This is a genomic window from Pseudomonas sp. NFIX10 (assembly GCF_900111955.1).
GTDB classification, from domain to species: Bacteria; Pseudomonadota; Gammaproteobacteria; order Pseudomonadales; family Pseudomonadaceae; genus Aquipseudomonas; species Aquipseudomonas fluorescens_AA.
The window spans coordinates 10,427-30,064 of the sequence record NZ_FOKH01000036.1 but is presented as its reverse complement, the minus strand read 5'-3'; the positions used below and the strand labels follow the sequence as shown (position 1 = coordinate 30,064).

Genomic DNA, 19,638 nt, shown 5'->3' with positions numbered 1-19,638 from the left:
CAACCTCAGGCAATGCGTGGGTCTGGATTGTCCAGGACGCTGTCTGTCTGCTCAGCGCGGAATTTTTTCAGCACGGTATGAAACTGTGGATGCTTGGCGCCCAGGATGCTCGCCGACAGCAGGGCCGCGTTGATCGCGCCGGCCTTGCCGATGGCCAGGGTCGCGACCGGGATACCGGCGGGCATCTGCACGATCGACAGCAACGAGTCGACGCCCGAGAGCATCGACGACTGGACCGGCACGCCCAGCACCGGCAGGTGGGTCTTGGCCGCGCACATGCCCGGCAGGTGGGCCGCGCCACCGGCACCGGCGATGATCACCTCGATGCCACGTGCCTCGGCCTCTTCGGCGTACTGGAACAGCAGGTCCGGGGTACGGTGGGCGGAGACCACTTTCACCTCGTAAGGGATGCCGAGCTTTTCCAGCATATCGGCGGTGTGGCTAAGGGTGGACCAATCGGACTTGGAGCCCATGATCACGCCAACCAGTGCACTCATCGTCGTGCCTCTTCTCTCTGGGCGCCCGCAGGCGCGTCAAAAAACAACAAGCCACGCAGGAAACCGGCGTGGCTTGTTGTACGAATGATGGCCGGGCGAACCGACCGAAGGCCGGGCAGTATACCGAAAATGGTGCGTTAAACGCACTTTCGCCGACCATCTGTCATTTGGGGTGAAGTGGCGGTTTTATTGACTCGCAGGTCAGCGAGGGAACAGCATAAATCCCCTGTGGGAGCGGGCTTGCTCGCGAATGCGGGGTGTCAGTCATGTAGGTGGCGACTGACACTCCGCATTCGCGAGCAAGCCCGCTCCCACCGGAGGGGTTTCCGTTATTGTCAGGATCCGATGGCACCCTGCGCCGCGCCGCCTTCGAGCTTGCGCCACAACAGCCGCACATTGGCCTTGCGCACCAGGGCGCAGCGGTACAGGCGGATCTCCAGGGGCACGTGCCATTGCGTGCCACCGCAGATCACCAGTTCGCCCCGGGCCAGTTCGGCGCGTACGCTCAGGTGCGGCACCCAGGCGATGCCCAGGCCTTCCAGGGCCATGCTTTTCAGGCTGTCGGCCATGGCCGTCTCGTAGATCGTGGTGAACCGCAGCGCCCGCTGGCGCAACAACTGGTTGACCGAACGCCCCAGGAACGCCCCGGCGCTGTAGGCCAGCAGCGGCACGCTGGACTCGCCTTCAAGGTCGAACAGCGGGTCGCCATTGGCATCGGCGGCGCACACCGGGAGCATTTCGGTCTGGCCCAGGTGCAGCGACGGAAAGATCTCCGGGTCCATCTGCATGGCCGAATCTGGATCGTAGAAGGCCAGCATCAAATCGCAGCCACCTTCACGCAGGGCGTGGACAGCGTCGCCGACGTTGGTCGCCACCAGCCGCGTGGCAATGTTCATCCCTTCGTTGCGCAGTTGCGCGATCCAGCGTGGGAAGAAGCCCAGCGCCAGGGAGTGGGCGGCGGCCACCTGGATGACTTCGCCCTGCCCGCCTTCCAGGTGATGCAAATGGCGCAGCACTTCGCCCAACTGCTCCACCACCGTACGCGCCGTCACCAGGAACAACTGCCCCGCCGCCGTGAGCTCGACGGGCGTACGGGAGCGGTTGACCAGGGTCAGCCCCAGCGCAGCTTCAAGGCTGCGAATTCGCCGGCTGAATGCCGGTTGCGTCACGAAACGCCGTTCGGCCGCCTGGGAGAAACTGCGGGTCGCGGCCAGGGCACTGAAGTCCTCGAGCCACTTGCTTTCAAGATTCATCACGTCCTCCCCTACACGCACCAAAACAGGTCACACGTTCGCCGCACCGTCGGCGTCACACCGGCATTATGCCGAATCTGCATAGGCCAGTGTTTAACAGCATTGGCCCTATTTTTCCCCAGAGCCTAGGATCCACAGCGTTCCGGCTCAGACCGGGTCCTTATCGAGATGATTTCCGTCATGTCCTCCGCTGCATCATTCCGCACAGAAAAAGACCTGCTTGGCGTACTCGAAGTACCAGCGCAAGCGTATTACGGCATCCAGACCCTACGAGCGGTAAACAACTTCCGTCTCTCCGGCGTCCCGATCTCGCATTACCCCAAGCTGGTGGTCGGTCTGGCAATGGTCAAACAGGCCGCCGCTGACGCCAACCGCGAACTGGGGCAGCTCAGCGAAGCCAAGCACGCCGCCATCAGCGAAGCCTGTGCACGATTGATCCGCGGCGACTTCCACGAAGAGTTCGTGGTGGACATGATCCAGGGCGGTGCCGGCACGTCGACCAACATGAATGCCAACGAAGTCATCGCCAACATCGCGCTGGAGGCCATGGGTCACCAGAAAGGCGAGTACCAGTACCTGCACCCCAACAACGACGTGAACATGGCGCAGTCCACCAACGACGCCTACCCGACCGCGATCCGTCTGGGTCTGCTGCTGGGTCACGACGCGTTGCTGGCCAGCCTCGACAGCCTGATCCAGGCGTTCGCCGCCAAGGGCGAAGAGTTCAGCCACGTCCTGAAAATGGGCCGCACCCAGCTGCAGGATGCCGTGCCGATGACCCTCGGCCAGGAATTCCGCGCCTTCGCCACCACCCTGAGCGAAGACCTGGCACGCCTGAAAACCCTGGCGCCTGAACTGCTCACCGAAGTGAACCTGGGCGGCACCGCCATCGGCACCGGCATCAACGCCGACCCGCGCTACCAGGCCCTGGCCGTGCAGCGCCTGGCGACCATCAGCGGCCAGCCGCTGGTGCCGGCCGCCGACCTGATCGAAGCCACCTCCGACATGGGCGCCTTCGTGCTGTTCTCCGGCATGCTCAAGCGCACCGCGGTCAAGCTGTCGAAAATCTGCAACGACCTGCGCCTGCTGTCCAGCGGCCCACGCACCGGCATCAACGAAATCAACCTGCCGGCCCGCCAGCCAGGCAGCTCGATCATGCCCGGCAAGGTCAACCCGGTGATCCCGGAAGCGGTCAACCAGGTGGCATTCCAAATCATCGGCAACGACCTGGCCCTGACCATCGCGGCCGAAGGCGGCCAACTGCAACTGAACGTGATGGAGCCGCTGATCGCCTTCAAGATCTTCGACTCGATCCGCCTGCTGCAACGGGCCATGGACATGCTGCGCGAGCACTGCATCGTCGGCATCACCGCCAACGAAGCGCGCTGCCGCGAACTGGTCGAGCACTCGATCGGCCTGGTCACCGCCCTGAACCCGTACATCGGCTATGAAAACGCCACCCGCATTGCCCGTGTTGCCCTGGAAAGTGGCCGCGGCGTGCTGGAACTGGTGCGCGAAGAAGGCTTGCTCGACGACGCCATGCTCGACGACATCCTGCGCCCGGAAAACATGATTGCTCCGCGTCTGGTCCCGCTCAAAGCGTGATCGACACGGCCACCGCTCACCAGGTCGAGGGACTAGACACCTCTCACCTTTTGAGGGCTTGGGGATCTTCCCCAAGCCCTTTTTTTAATGGATAGCAGCCAGGGATGACCGAACCTGTGGGAAGGAACCTGCTCACGATAAACGACGACACGCTGCCCGTTGTAAACCGTGTCGCCAACCAACGCGAGCAGGCTCGCCCCCACAAGAACCTGACCGTAAGGCCAGGTGTTCCAAAGGGTCCGTTTCGTCGGACGCACCACAACTGTGCAGACGGGCACCGCACTGATAGGTATAGTGCCGCCCCTCTTCGCATGAGCGGTCGTCCGCAACGAGACCCTTAAACATGCGAAAACCGAACTAATAACAAACCCGCGAAAATGGACCGGGACGAAACTTCGCCTCATCTGTCGGGCCGCGCGCCGACCGGTGTAACGCGATGTTTCCAAATGGCCAGCATTTGCTTAAACAAAAAACAGCGAGGAATACTCATGCTCGAAGTCATCAACGACTTCCTATCAGGGAAAGTGCTGATCGTGCTCATTGTCGGGCTCGGTGGCTACTTCACGATCCGCTCGCGTTTCGTCCAGTTCCGTCACTTCTTCCACATGTTCACGGTGTTCCGTGAAAGCCTGAAAAGCAGCACTGACCAGCTCAGTTCCTTCCAGGCCCTGATGCTCAGCCTGGCCGGTCGTGTCGGCGCGGGCAACATCGCCGGTGTCGGCATCGCCGTGACCCTCGGCGGCCCTGGTGCGGTGTTCTGGATGTGGGTAACCGCCCTGGTCGGTATGTCCAGCAGCTTCTTCGAGTGCTCCCTCGGCCAGCTCTACAAGCGCTGCGACTCCGAAGGCCAGTACCGTGGCGGCCCGTCGTATTACATCCAGCACGGCCTGCAGAAACGCTGGTTGGGCATGATCATGGCGTTCCTGCTGCTGGTCACCTTCGGCTTCGCCTTCAACGGCCTGCAAGCCCACGCCGTGACCCACTCCCTGAACAACGCTTTCGGCTTTGACACCACCTACACCGGCCTCGGCCTGGCGGTGCTGCTGGGCCTGGTATTCATCGGCGGCATCAAGCGCATCGCCAAGGTTGCCGACCTGCTGGTACCGGTCAAGACCCTGGCGTATATCGCCGTGACCCTCTATGTGATCGTGCTGCAGTTCGAACATGTACCGGGCATGCTGGCGACCATCGTCAAGAGCGCCTTCGGTCTGGACCAGGCGTTCGGCGGCCTGATCGGCAGCGCCATCGTCATGGGCGTCAAGCGTGGCGTGTTCGCCAACGAAGCCGGCCTGGGCAGTGCGCCTAACGTCGCCGCCGTCGCGTCGGTCGAGCACCCGGTCGCCCAGGGCGTGGTCCAGGCATTCAGCGTGTTCCTGGACACCTTCGTGATCTGCACCTGCACTGCGCTGCTGATCCTGCTGTCGGGCTTCTACACCCCAGGCTTCGAAGGCGACGGCATTGCCCTGACCCAGAACTCCCTGGCAGCCGTCGTGGGTGACTGGGGCCGGATATTCATCTCCGTGGCCCTGTCGTTGTTCGTGTTCACCTCGATCCTCTACAACTACTACCTGGGCGAGAACAACCTGCGCTTCATGATCGGTGACAATCGCAAGGTCCTGATGGGCTACCGCGCGCTGGTCCTGGTCCTGATTTTCTGGGGCGCCATCGAAAACCTCGGCACCGTGTTCGCGTTCGCCGACATCACCATGACCCTGCTGGCGTTCGTGAACCTGATCGCGCTGTTCCTGCTGTTCAAGGTCGGCATGCGCATCCTGCGTGACTACGATGACCAGCGTTCGGCCGGCATCAAGGTGCCCGTGTTCGACTCCAGCAAGTTCCCGGACCTGGACCTGGACCGCAAGGCGTGGCCAGTCACCCCGTCGGCACCGGTTGCCAAGCCCGACGCCGCGACTGCTGGCGTGGCCGCAGCGCAACGCTGATCGGCAGGCCGATTGTAAAAAAACCGGGCGCATCCCCTGCGCCCGGCGTGACACAGCGTAGGGTCGGCGTCATGCTCGGCCTTATGTTGTGGCAGCGAAGTAAAGCTGCCGTTTTCGTCCTCGGAGAACAACCATGAATTCCTCGACCTACCCTGCCGCCCAGCACGTCATGGTGCTCTATACCGGCGGCACCATCGGCATGCAGGCCAGCGCCCACGGCCTGGCCCCGGCATCCGGTTTCGAAGCGCGGATGCGCGATTACCTGCACAGCCAACCCGAACTCGTCGTGCCGCAATGGCGCTTCCGGGAAATGTCGCCGTTGATCGACAGCGCCAACATGACCCCGGCCTATTGGCAGCAACTGCGCGAAGCGGTGGTCGATGCCGTGGACGTGCAGGGCTGCGACAGCGTACTGATCCTGCACGGCACCGACACCCTGGCCTACAGCGCGGCGGCGATGAGCTTCCAACTGCTGGGCCTGCATGCGCGGGTCTGCTTCACCGGCTCGATGCTGCCCGCCGGCGTGGCCGACAGCGACGCCTGGGAAAACCTCAGCGGTGCCCTGGTCGCCCTTGGCCAGGGCCTGGCGCCGGGCGTGCACTTGTACTTCCACGGTGAACTGCTGGCGCCGACCCGTTGCGCGAAGGTGCGCAGCTTCGGTCGCCACCCGTTCAAGCGCCTGGAACGCCAGGGCGGCGGCACCCCGGCGCCGACCCTGCCTTCGCAGTTGAACTACAACCAGCCCAAGCGACTGGCGAACATCGCGGCGCTGCCGCTGTTTCCCGGCATCAGTGCGCAGATCCTCGATGGCCTGCTGGGCAGCGGTATCCAGGGCCTGGTGCTGGAATGCTACGGCAGCGGCACCGGGCCGAGCGACAACCCAGCCTTCCTCGCCAGCCTCGAGCGAGCGCGGGACAGCGGCGTGGTGGTCGTGGCGGTGACCCAATGCCACGAAGGTGGCGTCGAGCTGGACGTGTATGAAGCCGGTAGCCGCTTGCGCGGTGTCGGCGTGCTGTCCGGCGGCGGCATGACCCGCGAGGCAGCGTTCGGCAAGCTGCAGGCATTGATCGGCGCAGGGTTGCCGGTGGAAGAGGTGCGGCGGCTGGTTGAGCTGGACCTGTGTGGCGAATTATCCTGACACTGGCCCAGCATTAACCTGGGCGGCCTTCGAGTTGGAAGGCCCATGCCGCTGAGTCACCCTCAGCGCTGAGCAATTGCCTGAACCGGGTACTGCTTATCGGCTTAAAGCAGTGCCCGTCCGATCTAAAAACTGCGGCGATAAATGGGCATAATTACGCCGATCCTCATGGCGGCGCTGCTGACACACATCGGCAGCAGGCAAGGCAATAGCCCAGACACACTATTGCTTTATTTTTTTGGCCCTTGCTTTATAGATGCCAACTAAAAAACGGGAAGTGCCTCTCGGGCTGACCATGACTCGTAGCGAATCACGAAAATAAACCTGGGCACTTGGTCACCTTGGAAAAATTCAACTATTCAAATGGAATTGTTTTTATGGAAATCAGTAATGCCTACCCGGTTTTAGCCTTCGACTTTTCTGGCGTCGGCGCCGGATGGATACGCCACGCTCGCGCCTTCAATAGCCCAAAACTATCCTCCACCCAGTGCACCGCATTGACTAAAGCCGCAGGATGCTGCTGAACATGATCTCCCTATTGCGCTCCCTAAGCCCGGTTGCTGTCATGGCGGCCAGCATTTCGTTGTTGGCGGGGTGTGCCCCCATCGCCCCCATTCAACCTATTGCCCAAACCGATATAATGCAAGACTCGGGGCCGGACGCCGAAGCTATTGAGCTTCAGAAGCGCGAAGACCAACTTTTCGCTGACGCCAAGTCGACGGGCAAGGTGGTATTAGTGGTACCCACCGCAAGCCTGGATAGCTTGAACACAGACTTCCAAAACAATGATTCAACAATGGAGTTTCTAAAATTGCGTTCGGCCGTCACCGAATGGACGAACACACAGGATTCCAATGCCCAGTTTAAAGTCGGCTACGATACTCAGAAAACCGCCATCGGCTCTCCGCAAGGTTCTTATTTTCAAGTTGTATTTGGCCGTACACTGTACAAGATTTATTTGATAGATCCTGGCCACTATACAATCAGCGGCGTCAGCTATGACGTACCGAGGACAAGCGCCTATGAGCCCCCAGGTGACCACGGTATTCGGGCTTCAAGCTTGGGCTATATCACCCTCTCGCCCAAGAGCTTCGTTGAGTATGACCGTGGCGAGCGATGGGAGGATGCCAGTTACACGACCGATACGGTCCAAGAGGAGCGTTGTACTGCAGTTCGTGTTGTCAATGGCGAGTGCGTGAGCACTGGCAAATACTCTTACGAGGTACGGCGCCAAACGTCTCCCGCAGGCTGGCAAAAAACTATCCAACAGCGCGATGTTGAAGGCAGGACGGTATCTGCTCATTTGTCCAAGGACTTTGCCTCATTTGATGTAGCGGCAGGCGAGGTGGTACTGATCGATGGCTTCTTTGCTGATCCACCGAGTTTTGAATATAAGGAGGGAAGCTGCCGGCAAACTCAGCAGAGCCAAATGCGCTGTGAGCTTCAGCAAGTCAGGCTGGTAAAACTGATCGCCGAGGTTGATCAGGTTTTGCAGGTGTTAAATGCTGCAGATTACGGTTTTCCTAAGATGGCCGAGGTGCTCAAACAACTGACCTACCGCCCTTTAAAAGTACTGGCTAAAAAATCCACTGGCCATTCAACTTGGGGACCGGTTTATTCGGTGCAGGCCGATTGATGGATTGCTGCTCTAACGTTGATGCCCACTCGCCACCGATAGATGCCCTCGCCACAATCGCTGTACCACACCCGCGGCATGCAATTTGCTCGACCTCCAGCCTCCCCAAGGCTGGAAACGAACATGCTGCATTCCCACCTCACCACCCTCAACGCCGTCTCACTGGTACTGAGCACCTTTAAAAACGAAGGCTTGCCCAGCGATGCCTTGCTGGCCGGCAGCGGCATCAGCGCGGCGGACCTGAGCCGGGCCGATACGCGCATCACCACCAACCAGGAGATGCAGGTCTGCGCCAACGCCGTGGCCCTCAAGCGCGATATCGGCCTGGAATTGGGCCTGCGCATGCACGTTTCGTCCTACGGCATGCTCGGCTATGCCCTGCTCACCAGTGCCACCTTAGGTGACGCTTTGCGCCTGGCACTGCGCTACCCGGCGCTGTTGGGAACACTCTACGAGCTGAATCTGGACGACGATGGCGAGCACATCTGGTTCAGCGCCAACGATTATCGGGAGAACCCGGCCCTGGCGGTGTTCAACGCCGAGTTCTGCATGGTTTCGCTAAAGGTGATCTGCAACGACCTCCTCGGCCATGCATTGCCGTTGCACGCCGCGCGCTTCGAACACCCGGCGCCCGACTACCAGGCGCGCTACACCACGCTCTTCGACTGCCCGGTGCGCTTCGACAGCATCGATAACGCTTTCGCCTTCGACCGTCACTGGCTCGACCAACCCTTGCCCCTGGCCGACCCCATCACCCATCACGCCATGGCCGAACGCTGTCGTCGGCAGAACACCGAATTCACCGGACGCCAAGCCTGGCTGGGACGGATCCGCCAGTTGCTCGAGACCCAACTGGACGCCGCCCCCGGCCTGGAAGGCCTGGCCGAACAGATGAACTGCTCGGCGCGCACCTTGCGCCGCCACCTCAAGGACCTGGGCTGCAGCTACCAGGAGCTGCTGGACGAACTGCGCTTCGAGCGGGCCAAGCAGATGCTCTGCGAGGACCAATTGCCGATCTATCGAATCGCCGAACGACTGGGCTTCAGCGAAACCGCCAGCTTCCGCCATGCCTTCGTGCGCTGGAGCGGCGTGGCGCCCAGCCAGTTCAGGGCCTGAATCACCGCTACACCTTGAGGCCGGGGGGTGTCTGGGCTGCCGCCATCGCGAGCAAGCTCGCTCCCACAGAGGATTGCCACTGTTCACAAATGTTGCGAGCAGCCCCACCCCCTGTGGGAGCAAGCTTGCTCGCGATGACGATCCAGTCAGCGCAGCAAAAACGCCTGATGCAACGCCTCCACCGTCTGGAAGTGATACGCCGGGCGCTCGGTGCTGAGTTCTTCGTGGCTGCCAAACCCATACCCGACCGCTGCCGCATCCAGGCCATTGCTGTGGGCGCCGATCAGGTCGTGTTTGCGGTCGCCAATCATCAGGGTGCTGGCCGGGTCGAGGCCTTCTTCGGCCAGCAGGTGGGCGATCAGCTCGACCTTGTTGGTACGGGTGCCGTCCAGTTCGCTGCCGTAGATCATCTTGAAATGCCGGGCGAAGTCGAAGTGGCGGGCGATTTCCCGGGCGAAGACCCAGGGTTTGGACGTGGCGATGTACAACTGGCGCCCTTGGCCGCCCAAGGTTTCCAGCAGCGGCATCATACCGTCGAAGACACGGTTCTCATAAAGGCCGGTGACCTTGAAGCGCTCACGATAGAAATTCACCGCCTCCCAGGCCTTGGCTTCGTCGAAGTCATAGAACTGCATGAAGGCCTGCAACAGTGGTGGACCGATGAAGTGCTCGAGGCGGGTGAGGTCGGGCTCGTCGATGCCCAATTTACCCAGGGCGAACTGGATCGAACGGGTGATGCCTTCGCGCGGGTCGGTGAGGGTGCCGTCGAGGTCGAAGAGTACGGTTTGGTAATGCATGACATTTCCTGGGCAATGGCGGGACGATTCAGGCCTGGTCGTAGCCTTCGGCCAGATGCAGGTCCTTGAGCTTCACGTAGTTCGCCGCGCTGTAGGTGAAAAACGCGCGTTCCTTGTCCGTCAGCGGCCGAACCTGTTTCACCGGGCTGCCCACGTACAAAAAGCCGCTTTCCAGGCGCTTGCCCGGCGGTACCAGGCTGCCGGCACCGATGATCACGTCGTCTTCGACCACCGCGCCATCCATCACGATGCTGCCCATGCCGATCAGCACACGGCTGCCCACCGAGCAACCATGGAGCATGACCTTGTGGGCGATGGTCACGTCGTCGCCGACCAGCAACGGGAAGCCATCCGGGTTGAAGGGCCCGGCGTGGGTGATGTGCAGCACACAACCATCCTGGACACTGGTACGCGCACCGATACGGATGCGGTGCATGTCGCCGCGAATGACCGTCAGCGGCCAGACGGAGCTGTCTTCGCCGATTTCGACGTCGCCGATCACCACCGCGGTGCTGTCGACAAAAGCGCCACGGGCTAGCCGCGGGCTGTGGTTCTGGTACGTGCGAAGGGTCACGATAGGCTCTCTCTTGTCCGGTGATAGGCGCTGCTAGCTGCGGTGAACGCCGATTGTAATTAAGATGGGCCGATGTTTCTTCCAGCCAAGGTGTCGACCGTGAGCGTGAACAACCTTCTTTTGCAGCCCTATGACCTGCCGCCATTCTCGGCGATCCGTGCCGAGCACGTGCAACCGGCCATCGAGCAGATCCTGGCTGATAACCGTGCGGCCATTGCCGAAATCCTCAAGACCCAAGTCCAGCAGCCTACCTGGGCCGGCCTGGTTTTGGCGATGGACGAGCTCAATGATCGCCTGGGCGCCGCCTGGAGCCCGGTCAGTCATTTGAACGCCGTGCGCAACAGCCCGGAACTGCGCGAAGCCTACGAGGCCTGCCTGCCGGCGCTGAGTGCCTACTCCACCGAACTGGGCCAGAACCGCGAATTGTTCCAGGCCTTCGAAGCCCTGGCGAACAGCCCGGAAGCCGCCGGTTTCGACGTGGCGCAGAAAACCATCCTCGAACATTCCCTGCGTGATTTCCGCCTGTCGGGCATCGACCTGCCGCCCGAGCAGCAGAAGCGCTATGCCGAGGTGCAGAGCAAACTGTCCGAACTGGGCAGCCGCTTCTCCAATCAACTGCTGGACGCGACCCAGGCCTGGACCAAGCACGTCACCGACGAAGCTGCCCTCGCCGGCCTGACCGACTCGGCCAAGGCGCAAATGGCCGCCGCTGCCCAGGCCAAGGAGCTGGACGGCTGGCTGATCAACCTGGAATTCCCCAGCTACTACGCAGTGATGACCTACGCCGAAGACCGCGCCCTGCGCGAAGAAGTCTACGCCGCCTACTGCACCCGCGCCTCGGACCAGGGCCCGAACGCCGGACAGAACGACAACGGCCCGGTGATGGAACAGATCCTCGACCTGCGTCAGGAACTGGCCCAATTGCTCGGTTTCGCCAACTTCGCCGAGTTGAGCCTGGCGACCAAGATGGCCGAATCCAGCGATCAGGTCCTCAGTTTCCTGCGTGACCTGGCCAAGCGCAGCAAGCCGTTCGCGGCCCAGGACCTGGAACAGCTCAAGGCCTATGCCGCCGAACAGGGCTGCCCCGACCTGCAAAGCTGGGACAGCGGTTTCTACGGTGAAAAACTGCGCCAGCAGCGTTATAGCGTGGCCCAGGAAGCCCTGCGCGCCTACTTCCCGATCGACAAGGTCCTGAGCGGCCTGTTCGCCATCGTCCAGCGTCTCTACGGCATCGAGATCGCCGAACTGAAAGGCTTCGACAGCTGGCACCCGGACGTGCGCCTGTTCGAAATCAAGGAAAACGGCCAACACGTCGGCCGCTTCTTCTTCGACCTCTATGCCCGCGCCAACAAGCGTGGCGGCGCCTGGATGGACGGCGCCCGCGACCGTCGTCGCACCTTCGAAGGCGTCCTGCAGAGCCCGGTCGCGAACCTGGTGTGCAACTTCACCCCGGCCGACAGCGGCAAGCCGGCGCTGTTGACCCACGATGAAGTCACCACCCTGTTCCACGAGTTCGGCCATGGCCTGCATCACCTGCTGACCCGCGTCGAGCACGCTGGCGTGTCCGGCATCAACGGCGTGGCCTGGGATGCCGTGGAACTGCCAAGCCAGTTCATGGAGAACTGGTGCTGGGAACCCGAAGGCCTGGCGCTGATTTCCGGCCACTATGAAACCGGCGAACCACTGCCCCAGGACCTGCTGGAAAAAATGCTCGCGGCGAAAAACTTCCAGTCCGGCCTGATGATGGTCCGTCAGCTGGAGTTCTCGCTGTTCGACTTCGAGCTGCATGCCACCCACGGCGATGGCCGCAGCGTGCTGCAAGTGCTCGAAGGCGTGCGCGACGAGGTGTCGGTCATGCGTCCGCCGGCCTACAACCGTTTCCCCAACAGCTTCGCCCACATCTTCGCCGGCGGGTATGCGGCGGGCTACTACAGCTACAAGTGGGCGGAAGTGCTGTCGGCCGATGCGTTCTCCAAGTTCGAAGAGGACGGCGTGCTCAACGCAGCCACCGGTCGCGCCTTCCGCGAGGCAATCCTGGCCCGTGGCGGCTCCCAGGAACCGATGGTGCTGTTCGTCGACTTCCGTGGCCGTGAGCCGTCGATTGACGCACTCTTGCGCCATAGCGGCCTGACCGAGGACGCGGCAGCATGAGCGAGGGGCCTGTGATTACCAAACGACGCTTCATCGCCGGGGCGGTCTGCCCGGCGTGCAGTGAGCCGGACAAGTTGATGATGTGGAACGAAGACGGCGTGCCGCACCGCGAATGCGTGGCCTGCGGTTATTCCGACACCCTCAACGAGCAAGGCCTGTCAGTGCCGAAGGAACTGGGCACCCGCGTGAACACCCCGGCGCCCAAGGTGCCGGACGCCAAGGTCCAGGCGGTGCAGTTTTTCCCCAACCCCAAGTTGAAGAAAAAAACCGACTGACATCTGCGGCATCACCTTCCGGGCCGCCCGGTCCGGAAGCGATACATATTTACCACCGGGCCCGGGCCCTTCCTTTACAGACTGTCCAGCATGTACAGACTGACAGGAAGGCTCCCATGCTCGACGCTGACAATCCGCTGTTGCAGGCCTATGACCTGCCCCCGTTTGCCCACATCCAGGCCCGGCATTTCGCGCCGGCCCTGGACCGGATCCTGGTGGAAAGTCGCGCCCAAGTGGCCGATATCATCAGGACCCAGACCCCCTTTCCCACCTGGGATGACCTGGTGCTGGCCATGGACGAAATCCATGGGCGCCTGGAGAGTTTCGGCTACCTGCTGCATCTCCTGACCACGACCAGGCCAGGGGCGGCCTGGGCGCAGGCGTCCCTGGAGTGCACTGAACGGCTGCATGACTTCCAGGTTGAACTGAAACAACACCCCACGCTGTTCACGCTTTACCAGCGCTTGGCAGACAGCCAGATCGCCGAGCATTTCGCCCCGGCTCGCAAACGGGTCCTGAAGAAAATCCTCGGCCAGTTCCACCAGAACAGGTCGGCAGAGCACCTGTCGGCCGACCTGAATCTGTTGAAGTTGCGCATCGACGAACTCCAGGGGTTATTCCTGGAGAACCTGCACATGGCCAATCAGGCCTGGAGCAAAGCGTTTGACGATGAAGCCCGGTTGAGCGGCCTGCCGTCGCGCTTCAAACAACAGATGGCCCAGCGGGCACGCGACGCCGGGCGCCCGGGATGGTTGCTGACGCTCAGCGAAGAATCGTTTGGCATCGTCACTCAATACGCTGACAACCGCGCCCTCCGTCAGCAGATGTACGAGGCCTACAGCACGCGCGCATCGGATCAAGGCCCCCAGGCGGGCCATTTCGACAACAGCGACATCCTCAGGCAGTTGCTGGAAGACCGCCATCGGTACGCCACCGCCCTGGGCTATTCGGATTTCGCTCAAATGGCGATCGAACCCGAGCAAGCCGTGTCCACCGAAGAAGTCCTGGCGTTCCTGCGGGCCCAGCTCAAACGACAACACGGCGCTTTCGAGCGGGACGCGCGCCAGCTCAGGGCCTTCGCCACGCAACAGGGTTTCAACGAACTCCAGCCATGGGACTACCCCTACCTGGCGAATCAACTTCGCCAACAGGCAGCGGGCCTTTCCAAGGAGGCGCTGAGCGTCTGGTTCCCCTTGGAGTCCACCTTCGCACAACTATTGCAGATGGCGACGGAGCTGTTCGGGGTGAGCTTCGCCGAGCGACATGACGTGGCGACCTGGCACCCGGATGTGCGCCTTTTCGAAGTCAGCGAATGGGGAGCGGTCATTGGCTACCTCTATTTCGATCCGTTTTCGGATGCAAGCCGAGACGGTTACCCCAATACCACCACCCTGCGCAGCCGCCGCATCACCGCCGAGGGCCGCCCGCGACATCCCATTGCGATGCTGCATGCCTGGCTACCGCGCAGCGTAGGGGCGGCCCCGGTCCTGCTCGATCATCTGCAACTGCGCATTCTTTTCCATGAGTTCGGTCATTGCCTGCAGCATGTCCTGACCCGTGCCGAATACCGTGACCTGTCGGGCATCTCTGGTCTGTCCCGCGACACCGCCGAATTTGCCGGGGTGTTGTTCGAGCAATGGTGCTTCTCCAGGCAATGCCTGGTGCGGGTATCCAGGCACTATCAAACTGGGGCGACGATGCCTGACAAGGTCGCCGGCCAAGTGTTGGCCTTTGCCACCACCCAGGCCAGTTGGGAAACCGCCGTCCTGTTGCGCAACGCGTTATTCGATATGGAGCTGCACCGCACCCACGGCGACGGGCGAACCGTCCAGCAGGTGTTCGATCAAGCCAGTGCGCAGGTGGGGCATTTGCCGGTGTCCGCGAACGAGCGCTGGCCCAATGGCCTGGATTACCTGGTGACCGGCTATGGCGCGCGGATCTACGCCTATGCCTGGTCGAAGGCACTGGCCGCCAAAGTGTTCCAGCGATTCCAGCGTGACGGGCTGTTCAACCCGGCAACAGGCCGGGCAATGCGCGAAACCATTTTTGCCCCGGGCGACTTGCGACCGTTGTCCGAATCCATCGCCGCCTTTACCGGCACACCGCCGATCAATGCTGCGGCAGCGCCACCTGGGGGTCGAGGTGCTGCGCCGGCATCGTTGAATTGACCCAGCTTTCCAGGGAGCAAAGGGCAAAGACGCTGGTGCTGCAATCGCCGTTCGCCAGCGCCGTGCGGAGTTTGTCGATGTCGGCCTGCATCATGTAGCGCACCCCGTCCTTGAAGTGATGACTGTCACCGAAGCCACCTTCGGTCATTTCGTTCAGGGCGTCTTCTTTGCTCCAGCCCTGGACCACCACCCGGTACATGGCTGCCACCAGCCCGGTGCGGTCCGAGCCGTGCTTGCAGTGCATCAGCACCGGCCCCTTGGCTTCGGCCGCCTGGACGGCGCGCAAGGCCCTGAGTATGTCGCTGTCATCGACATGATTGGTGCGATAGGGCAACTGCACCTGCTCGATGCCGGGGGTGGACAGCCAGCGCTTGTCCGACTCCGGCAGGAAGGTGATGACCGTGCCGATCCTGAGCTTCGTCAGCAAGGGCACCGCCCCGCCGTCCGGCAGGGAGCTGCGGTAGAGCGTGGGGGACATCTGGTAGAGGTTGTAGTCCTTCTCCACTGGCTGCGCCCATTCGGCGGGCCTCGCCTCAAGGGAATCGGCCGCTTGGGCGGGCGCTTCGGCCAGCGCGGTGAACAAGGCCAAGCAGAGCAACGAACGAGAGCAGAACTTGAGCATGCACGGACGACCGAAAGTGAAGAAACACGGGAGGCTCAGTCTCGGCTCGCTGCGGTTAAAAGCCCGTGAGCAGAACGTCAAAGCGTTGTGAACGCCGATCCGGTATTTGGGCTGCTGAATGGCACTGGCCTTAATCGAACACAGCGAATACTGTATGCACATACAGCTTTCGGAGTATTCCCATGCCAGCCACCCTTCCACCGCGCGGCCGCGGCACCGCGACCAACCCGCACAACCGCTTCGCCCCGAGTCGCTCGGTGGCCGAAGATGACGGCTGGTATCAGGAAGTCCCGCAGACCCAGGGCACCGAAGTGCGCATCGAAACGGCGAAGACCATCATTACCCGCAACACCTCGTCCGATATCCCGTTCGACCGCTCGATCAACCCGTACCGAGGCTGCGAGCACGGCTGCATCTACTGCTATGCACGACCCAGCCATGCCTATTGGGACCTGTCGCCGGGGCTGGATTTCGAAACGAAGCTGATCGCCAAGACCAACGCCGCCGATGTGCTGGAAGAGCAATTGTCCCGGCGCGGCTATCAATGCGCACCGATCGCGCTGGGGTCCAACACCGATCCCTATCAGCCTATCGAGCGCGAACAGCGGATAACCCGCCGGATTCTCGAGGTGCTGCTGCGTTATCGGCATCCGGTGACCATCGTCACCAAGGGTTCGCTGATCCTGCGCGACCTGGACCTGCTGACCGAGCTGGCGCAACAACGCCTGGTGCACGTGATGATCAGCCTCACCACCCTGGACGATGAACTCAAGCGCATTCTCGAACCCCGCGCGGCGGCGCCCAAGGCGCGGCTGCGGGCGATCAAGGTCATGCGCGAGGCGGGAATTGCCGTGGGGGTGCTGTGCGCACCGATGATCCCGATGATCAACGACAGCGAGATCGAGAGCCTGCTGGCCGAAGCCCACGCCGCCGGCGCGCAGAATGCCGCCTACGTCATGCTGCGCCTGCCGCTGGAAGTCGCGCCGCTGTTCGAGCAGTGGTTGCAGGCGCATTACCCGCAACGCGCCGCCCACGTGCTGAGCCTGGTGCGCCAGAGCCGCGGCGGTGAACTGTATGACAGCCGCTTCGGGGCGCGGATGCGCGGCGAAGGCCCGTTCGCCGACCTGCTGGCCCAGCGATTCGCCAAGGCACTCAAGCGCTTGGGACTGGACCGCCGCGACGGCTACAATCTTGACTGCGATGCCTTCTGTCCGCCGGGCCGACAGATGTCGTTGATTTGATTAAAGTTGAACCTGGAACGGCTCTGGACATGATCTGCGCCAGCGTTTCGCCACCTCTGGAATCATTGTCCTAGAGCCTTCGATTTCAGTTTGAGTTAAGTTTCGGCCGCTACCTTGTTCAGCAAGTGACTGACAGGTCGAACACCCGACCTGGACGTATTTTAACCAGCCACTGGCGTCTCAAAAGAGGATGAATCATGAGTGACAAGGATAAACAGCCGTTGGCTGCGTCGGCTTCAGCCCAACCCGAGGCGGAAACCGCCGATGCAGCGCTGCAGCATATTGTTGACGGCTTTTTGCATTTCCATCACGAGATCTTTCCGCAGCAGGAAGAACTCTTCAAGAAACTCGCCACCGCCCAGGCACCCCGGGCGATGTTCATCACCTGCGCCGATTCGCGCATTGTGCCCGAGTTGATCACCCATAGTTCCCCCGGCGACCTGTTCGTGACCCGTAACGTCGGCAACGTCGTGCCGCCTTACGGGCAGATGAACGGCGGCGTCTCCACCGCCATCGAATACGCCGTGCTGGCCCTCGGTGTGCAACACATCATTGTCTGTGGCCATTCCGACTGCGGCGCCATGCGTGCCGTGCTCAACCCCGACACCCTGGAAAAAATGCCCACGGTCAAGGCCTGGCTGCGCCACGCCGAAGTGGCCAAGACCATGGTCCATGACAACTGTCCGTGCGGCGACGAAAAACAGACCATGCCCGTCCTCACCGAAGAAAACGTGATCGCGCAGCTGCAGCATTTGCGAACGCATCCCTCGGTAGCGTCGCGCATGGCCAGCGGTCAGTTGTTCATCCATGGCTGGGTGTACAACATCGAGACCAGCGAGATCAAAGCCTTTGACGCGGACCAGGGACGTTTCCTGCCGCTCGATGGCAGCCATCCGATACCGGTGGCGACGCCCAAAGCGCGCTTCTAACCACTCTTAAACTTGTGTGGTTCAAGCCTTGCCGCCATTTGCGCGGCAGGGCCTCGCCATGCCTGAAGAAAACTTCGGGAGAGTTGCCATGCGTGCTGCTCAATTAAAAGCTGTTCTGCCACGGGAGCTGTTGGCTTCGGTGGTTGTGTTTCTGGTGGCCCTGCCTTTGTGCATGGGCATCGCCATCGCCTCTGGCCTACCGCCGGCCAAAGGTTTGATTACCGGGATCGTCGGTGGTCTGGTGGTGGGTTTCCTGGCCGGCTCGAAACTGCAAGTCAGCGGCCCGGCCGCCGGCTTGGCGGTGTTGGTGTTCGAGCTGGTGCGCCAGCATGGCGTGGCGATGCTCGGGCCGATCCTGTTGCTGGCCGGTCTGCTGCAATTGTTGGCCGGGCGTTTTCGCCTGGGCTGCTGGTTCCGGGTCACCGCGCCTGCCGTGGTGTACGGCATGCTCGCGGGTATCGGCGTGCTGATCATCCTGTCCCAGGTCCATGTGATGCTCGACGCCGCGCCCAAGCCCTCCGGGCTGGATAACCTGGCGGCGTTCCCGGCGGCGGTGGCCCAGGCCTTGCCGTCCTTCGGCTGGCAGGCGGGCCTGCTCGGTCTGTCGACGATTGCGGTGATGTGGCTGTGGGAAAAGTTTCGCCCCCACCGCCTGCGCTTCATTCCTGGCGCCTTGCTGGGTGTCGGCCTGACGACCGTCGCCAGCCTGCTGCTGGCCTTGCAGGTCAAGCGTGTGGAAGTGCCGGAGAACATGGCCGAAGCCATTGATTGGCTGCGCCCGGCGGACCTGCTGAACCTGGCCGACCCGACGCTGCTGATCGCCGCGTTCGCGGTGGCTTTCATCGCCAGCGCCGAAACCCTGCTGTCAGCGGCCGCTGTCGATCGCATGCACAGCGGTGACCGTGCGGACTTCGACCGGGAACTGTCGGCACAAGGTGTCGGCAACATGCTCTGCGGCCTGCTCGGCGCCTTGCCGATGACCGGGGTGATCGTGCGCAGCTCGGCCAACGTCCAGGCCGGGGCCACCACGCGGATGTCGACGATTTTCCACGGCCTGTGGTTGCTGCTGTTCGTATTGTTCCTGTCCAGCGTGCTGCAAAGCATTCCGGTGGCGAGCCTGGCGGGTGTGCTGGTGTACACCGGTTTCAAACTGGTGGACCTCAAGGCGTTTCGCAGCCTGGGCCGTTATGGCCGGATGCCGATGTTCGTTTACGCCGCGACGGCGTTGGCGATCATCTTCACCGACCTGCTGACCGGCGTGCTGATCGGTTTCGGCCTGACCCTGGCGAAACTGGCCTGGAAAGCCTCGCGCCTGAAAATCAGCCTGATCGACCTGCCCCAGGAAGGCGAGATGGAACTGCGCCTGGTCGGGGCGGCCACCTTCCTCAAGGTGCCGGCATTGACCCAGGTACTGGGCACCATACCCACCGGCGCGACCGTGCATGTGCCGCTCAATAACCTGAGCTACATCGACCACTCGTGCCTGGAGTTGCTGGAAGAATGGGGCCGGGCGAACGCCAGCAAGGGTTCGAAGCTGCTGATCGAATCCCGTGGGCTCAAGCGCAGGTTGGAGGGGCGGTTGCGCACGACCGTGGGGGTTGGCGCGGCGTCCGCCTGACACCCAAGAAACCCTGTGGGAGCGAGCTTGCTCGCGATAGCGGTGTGTCAGGCAACTGTGATGTTGCTGGTCCAATGC

The 19,638-nt window shown here is 62.1% G+C and carries 16 protein-coding genes; 11 read left to right on the top strand and 5 right to left on the bottom strand.

All coding sequences use genetic code 11. The features are described from left to right. Window positions 1-5: 5 nt before the first annotated feature. Window positions 6-497, bottom strand: a complete 492-nt coding sequence (gene purE / locus BM321_RS25285) for a 5-(carboxyamino)imidazole ribonucleotide mutase (protein ID WP_003196369.1) — start codon at window positions 495-497, stop codon at window positions 6-8. A 335-nt stretch (window positions 498-832) separates the two neighbouring features. Beyond that, window positions 833-1,750, bottom strand: a complete 918-nt coding sequence (locus BM321_RS25280; protein WP_092445500.1) for a LysR substrate-binding domain-containing protein — start codon at window positions 1,748-1,750, stop codon at window positions 833-835. A gap of 180 nt (window positions 1,751-1,930) precedes the next feature. On the opposite strand from BM321_RS25280, the gene aspA reads away from it, so the two are divergent. From aspA to BM321_RS25255, 5 genes are all read left to right on the top strand, one after another. After that, window positions 1,931-3,355, top strand: coding sequence for an aspartate ammonia-lyase (gene aspA / locus BM321_RS25275; protein ID WP_003196363.1), 1,425 nt, complete (start codon window positions 1,931-1,933; stop codon window positions 3,353-3,355). Between the two features lie 488 nt (window positions 3,356-3,843). Next, entirely contained in the window at window positions 3,844-5,295 is a 1,452-nt protein-coding gene (locus BM321_RS25270) for an alanine/glycine:cation symporter family protein (RefSeq protein WP_092445498.1), read from the top strand. Between the two features lie 133 nt (window positions 5,296-5,428). Further along, window positions 5,429-6,433: an asparaginase gene (locus tag BM321_RS25265; protein ID WP_092445496.1), complete on the top strand. Its 1,005-nt coding sequence runs from the start codon at window positions 5,429-5,431 to the stop codon at window positions 6,431-6,433. Window positions 6,434-6,959: 526 nt separating this feature from the next. Next, complete coding sequence (locus tag BM321_RS25260) at window positions 6,960-8,069, top strand: hypothetical protein (RefSeq protein WP_256573499.1); 1,110 nt, start codon at window positions 6,960-6,962, stop codon at window positions 8,067-8,069. 123 nt (window positions 8,070-8,192) lie between these two features. After that, window positions 8,193-9,185 (top strand): AraC family transcriptional regulator, encoded by a 993-nt coding sequence (locus BM321_RS25255; RefSeq protein WP_092445493.1) that lies wholly within the window; start codon window positions 8,193-8,195, stop codon window positions 9,183-9,185. 146 nt (window positions 9,186-9,331) lie between these two features. Here BM321_RS25255 and BM321_RS25250 read toward each other — a convergent pair whose 3' ends face one another. Both BM321_RS25250 and BM321_RS25245 read right to left on the bottom strand, forming a co-directional pair. Further along, window positions 9,332-9,982 carry an HAD family hydrolase gene (locus BM321_RS25250; RefSeq protein WP_092445491.1) on the bottom strand — a complete coding sequence of 217 codons (651 nt, stop codon included), beginning with the start codon at window positions 9,980-9,982 and terminating at the stop codon, window positions 9,332-9,334. A gap of 28 nt (window positions 9,983-10,010) precedes the next feature. After that, entirely contained in the window at window positions 10,011-10,556 is a 546-nt protein-coding gene (locus tag BM321_RS25245; protein WP_092204878.1) for a gamma carbonic anhydrase family protein, read from the bottom strand. 99 nt (window positions 10,557-10,655) lie between these two features. On the opposite strand from BM321_RS25245, the gene prlC reads away from it, so the two are divergent. The 3 genes from prlC to BM321_RS25230 all read left to right on the top strand — a co-directional run bounded on the left by prlC (window position 10,656) and on the right by BM321_RS25230 (window position 15,150). Further along, window positions 10,656-12,707: an oligopeptidase A gene (prlC, locus tag BM321_RS25240; RefSeq protein ID WP_092445542.1), complete on the top strand. Its 2,052-nt coding sequence runs from the start codon at window positions 10,656-10,658 to the stop codon at window positions 12,705-12,707. Beyond that, window positions 12,704-12,982: a YheV family putative zinc ribbon protein gene (locus BM321_RS25235; protein WP_092204877.1), complete on the top strand. Its 279-nt coding sequence runs from the start codon at window positions 12,704-12,706 to the stop codon at window positions 12,980-12,982. Before prlC ends, BM321_RS25235 begins: the two co-directional genes overlap by 4 nt. Before the next feature lie 116 nt (window positions 12,983-13,098). Next, window positions 13,099-15,150 carry a M3 family metallopeptidase gene (locus BM321_RS25230; RefSeq protein ID WP_092445489.1) on the top strand — a complete coding sequence of 684 codons (2,052 nt, stop codon included), beginning with the start codon at window positions 13,099-13,101 and terminating at the stop codon, window positions 15,148-15,150. Here the strand turns inward: BM321_RS25230 and BM321_RS25225 are convergent. Then, on the bottom strand, window positions 15,092-15,772 hold the full coding sequence (locus tag BM321_RS25225) for a phosphatase domain-containing protein (protein ID WP_092445487.1): 681 nt from the start codon (window positions 15,770-15,772) through the stop codon (window positions 15,092-15,094). The genes BM321_RS25230 and BM321_RS25225 overlap by 59 nt on opposite strands. A 182-nt stretch (window positions 15,773-15,954) precedes the next feature. Between BM321_RS25225 and BM321_RS25220 the strand changes: the two genes are divergently transcribed. The 3 genes from BM321_RS25220 (at window position 15,955) to BM321_RS25210 (ending at window position 19,560) form a co-directional block, all read left to right on the top strand. Continuing rightward, complete coding sequence (locus tag BM321_RS25220) at window positions 15,955-17,013, top strand: PA0069 family radical SAM protein (RefSeq protein ID WP_092334379.1); 1,059 nt, start codon at window positions 15,955-15,957, stop codon at window positions 17,011-17,013. A 197-nt stretch (window positions 17,014-17,210) separates the two neighbouring features. Further along, window positions 17,211-17,942 carry a carbonic anhydrase gene (locus BM321_RS25215; protein ID WP_092204874.1) on the top strand — a complete coding sequence of 244 codons (732 nt, stop codon included), beginning with the start codon at window positions 17,211-17,213 and terminating at the stop codon, window positions 17,940-17,942. Between the two features lie 88 nt (window positions 17,943-18,030). After that, a complete protein-coding gene (locus BM321_RS25210) occupies window positions 18,031-19,560 on the top strand; it encodes a SulP family inorganic anion transporter (RefSeq protein WP_092445485.1) in 1,530 nt (509 codons plus the stop codon). Window positions 19,561-19,638: the final 78 nt, after the last annotated feature.

Excerpts from the sequence above, each read along its gene's own strand:
- BM321_RS25235 (WP_092204877.1), top strand. The coding sequence starts at position 12,704 with ATGAGCGAGGGGCCTGTGATTACCAAACGACGCTTCATCGCCGGGGCG.
- aspA (WP_003196363.1), top strand. The coding sequence starts at position 1,931 with ATGTCCTCCGCTGCATCATTCCGCACAGAAAAAGACCTGCTTGGCGTA.
- BM321_RS25220 (WP_092334379.1), top strand. The coding sequence starts at position 15,955 with ATGCCAGCCACCCTTCCACCGCGCGGCCGCGGCACCGCGACCAACCCG.
- BM321_RS25260 (WP_256573499.1), top strand. The coding sequence starts at position 6,960 with ATGATCTCCCTATTGCGCTCCCTAAGCCCGGTTGCTGTCATGGCGGCC.
- BM321_RS25210 (WP_092445485.1), top strand. The coding sequence starts at position 18,031 with ATGCGTGCTGCTCAATTAAAAGCTGTTCTGCCACGGGAGCTGTTGGCT.
- purE (WP_003196369.1), bottom strand. The coding sequence starts at position 497 with ATGAGTGCACTGGTTGGCGTGATCATGGGCTCCAAGTCCGATTGGTCC.
- BM321_RS25280 (WP_092445500.1), bottom strand. The coding sequence starts at position 1,750 with ATGAATCTTGAAAGCAAGTGGCTCGAGGACTTCAGTGCCCTGGCCGCG.
- BM321_RS25215 (WP_092204874.1), top strand. The coding sequence starts at position 17,211 with ATGAGTGACAAGGATAAACAGCCGTTGGCTGCGTCGGCTTCAGCCCAA.
- BM321_RS25270 (WP_092445498.1), top strand. The coding sequence starts at position 3,844 with ATGCTCGAAGTCATCAACGACTTCCTATCAGGGAAAGTGCTGATCGTG.
- BM321_RS25250 (WP_092445491.1), bottom strand. The coding sequence starts at position 9,982 with ATGCATTACCAAACCGTACTCTTCGACCTCGACGGCACCCTCACCGAC.
- BM321_RS25230 (WP_092445489.1), top strand. The coding sequence starts at position 13,099 with ATGCTCGACGCTGACAATCCGCTGTTGCAGGCCTATGACCTGCCCCCG.
- BM321_RS25265 (WP_092445496.1), top strand. The coding sequence starts at position 5,429 with ATGAATTCCTCGACCTACCCTGCCGCCCAGCACGTCATGGTGCTCTAT.
- BM321_RS25255 (WP_092445493.1), top strand. The coding sequence starts at position 8,193 with ATGCTGCATTCCCACCTCACCACCCTCAACGCCGTCTCACTGGTACTG.
- BM321_RS25225 (WP_092445487.1), bottom strand. The coding sequence starts at position 15,772 with ATGCTCAAGTTCTGCTCTCGTTCGTTGCTCTGCTTGGCCTTGTTCACC.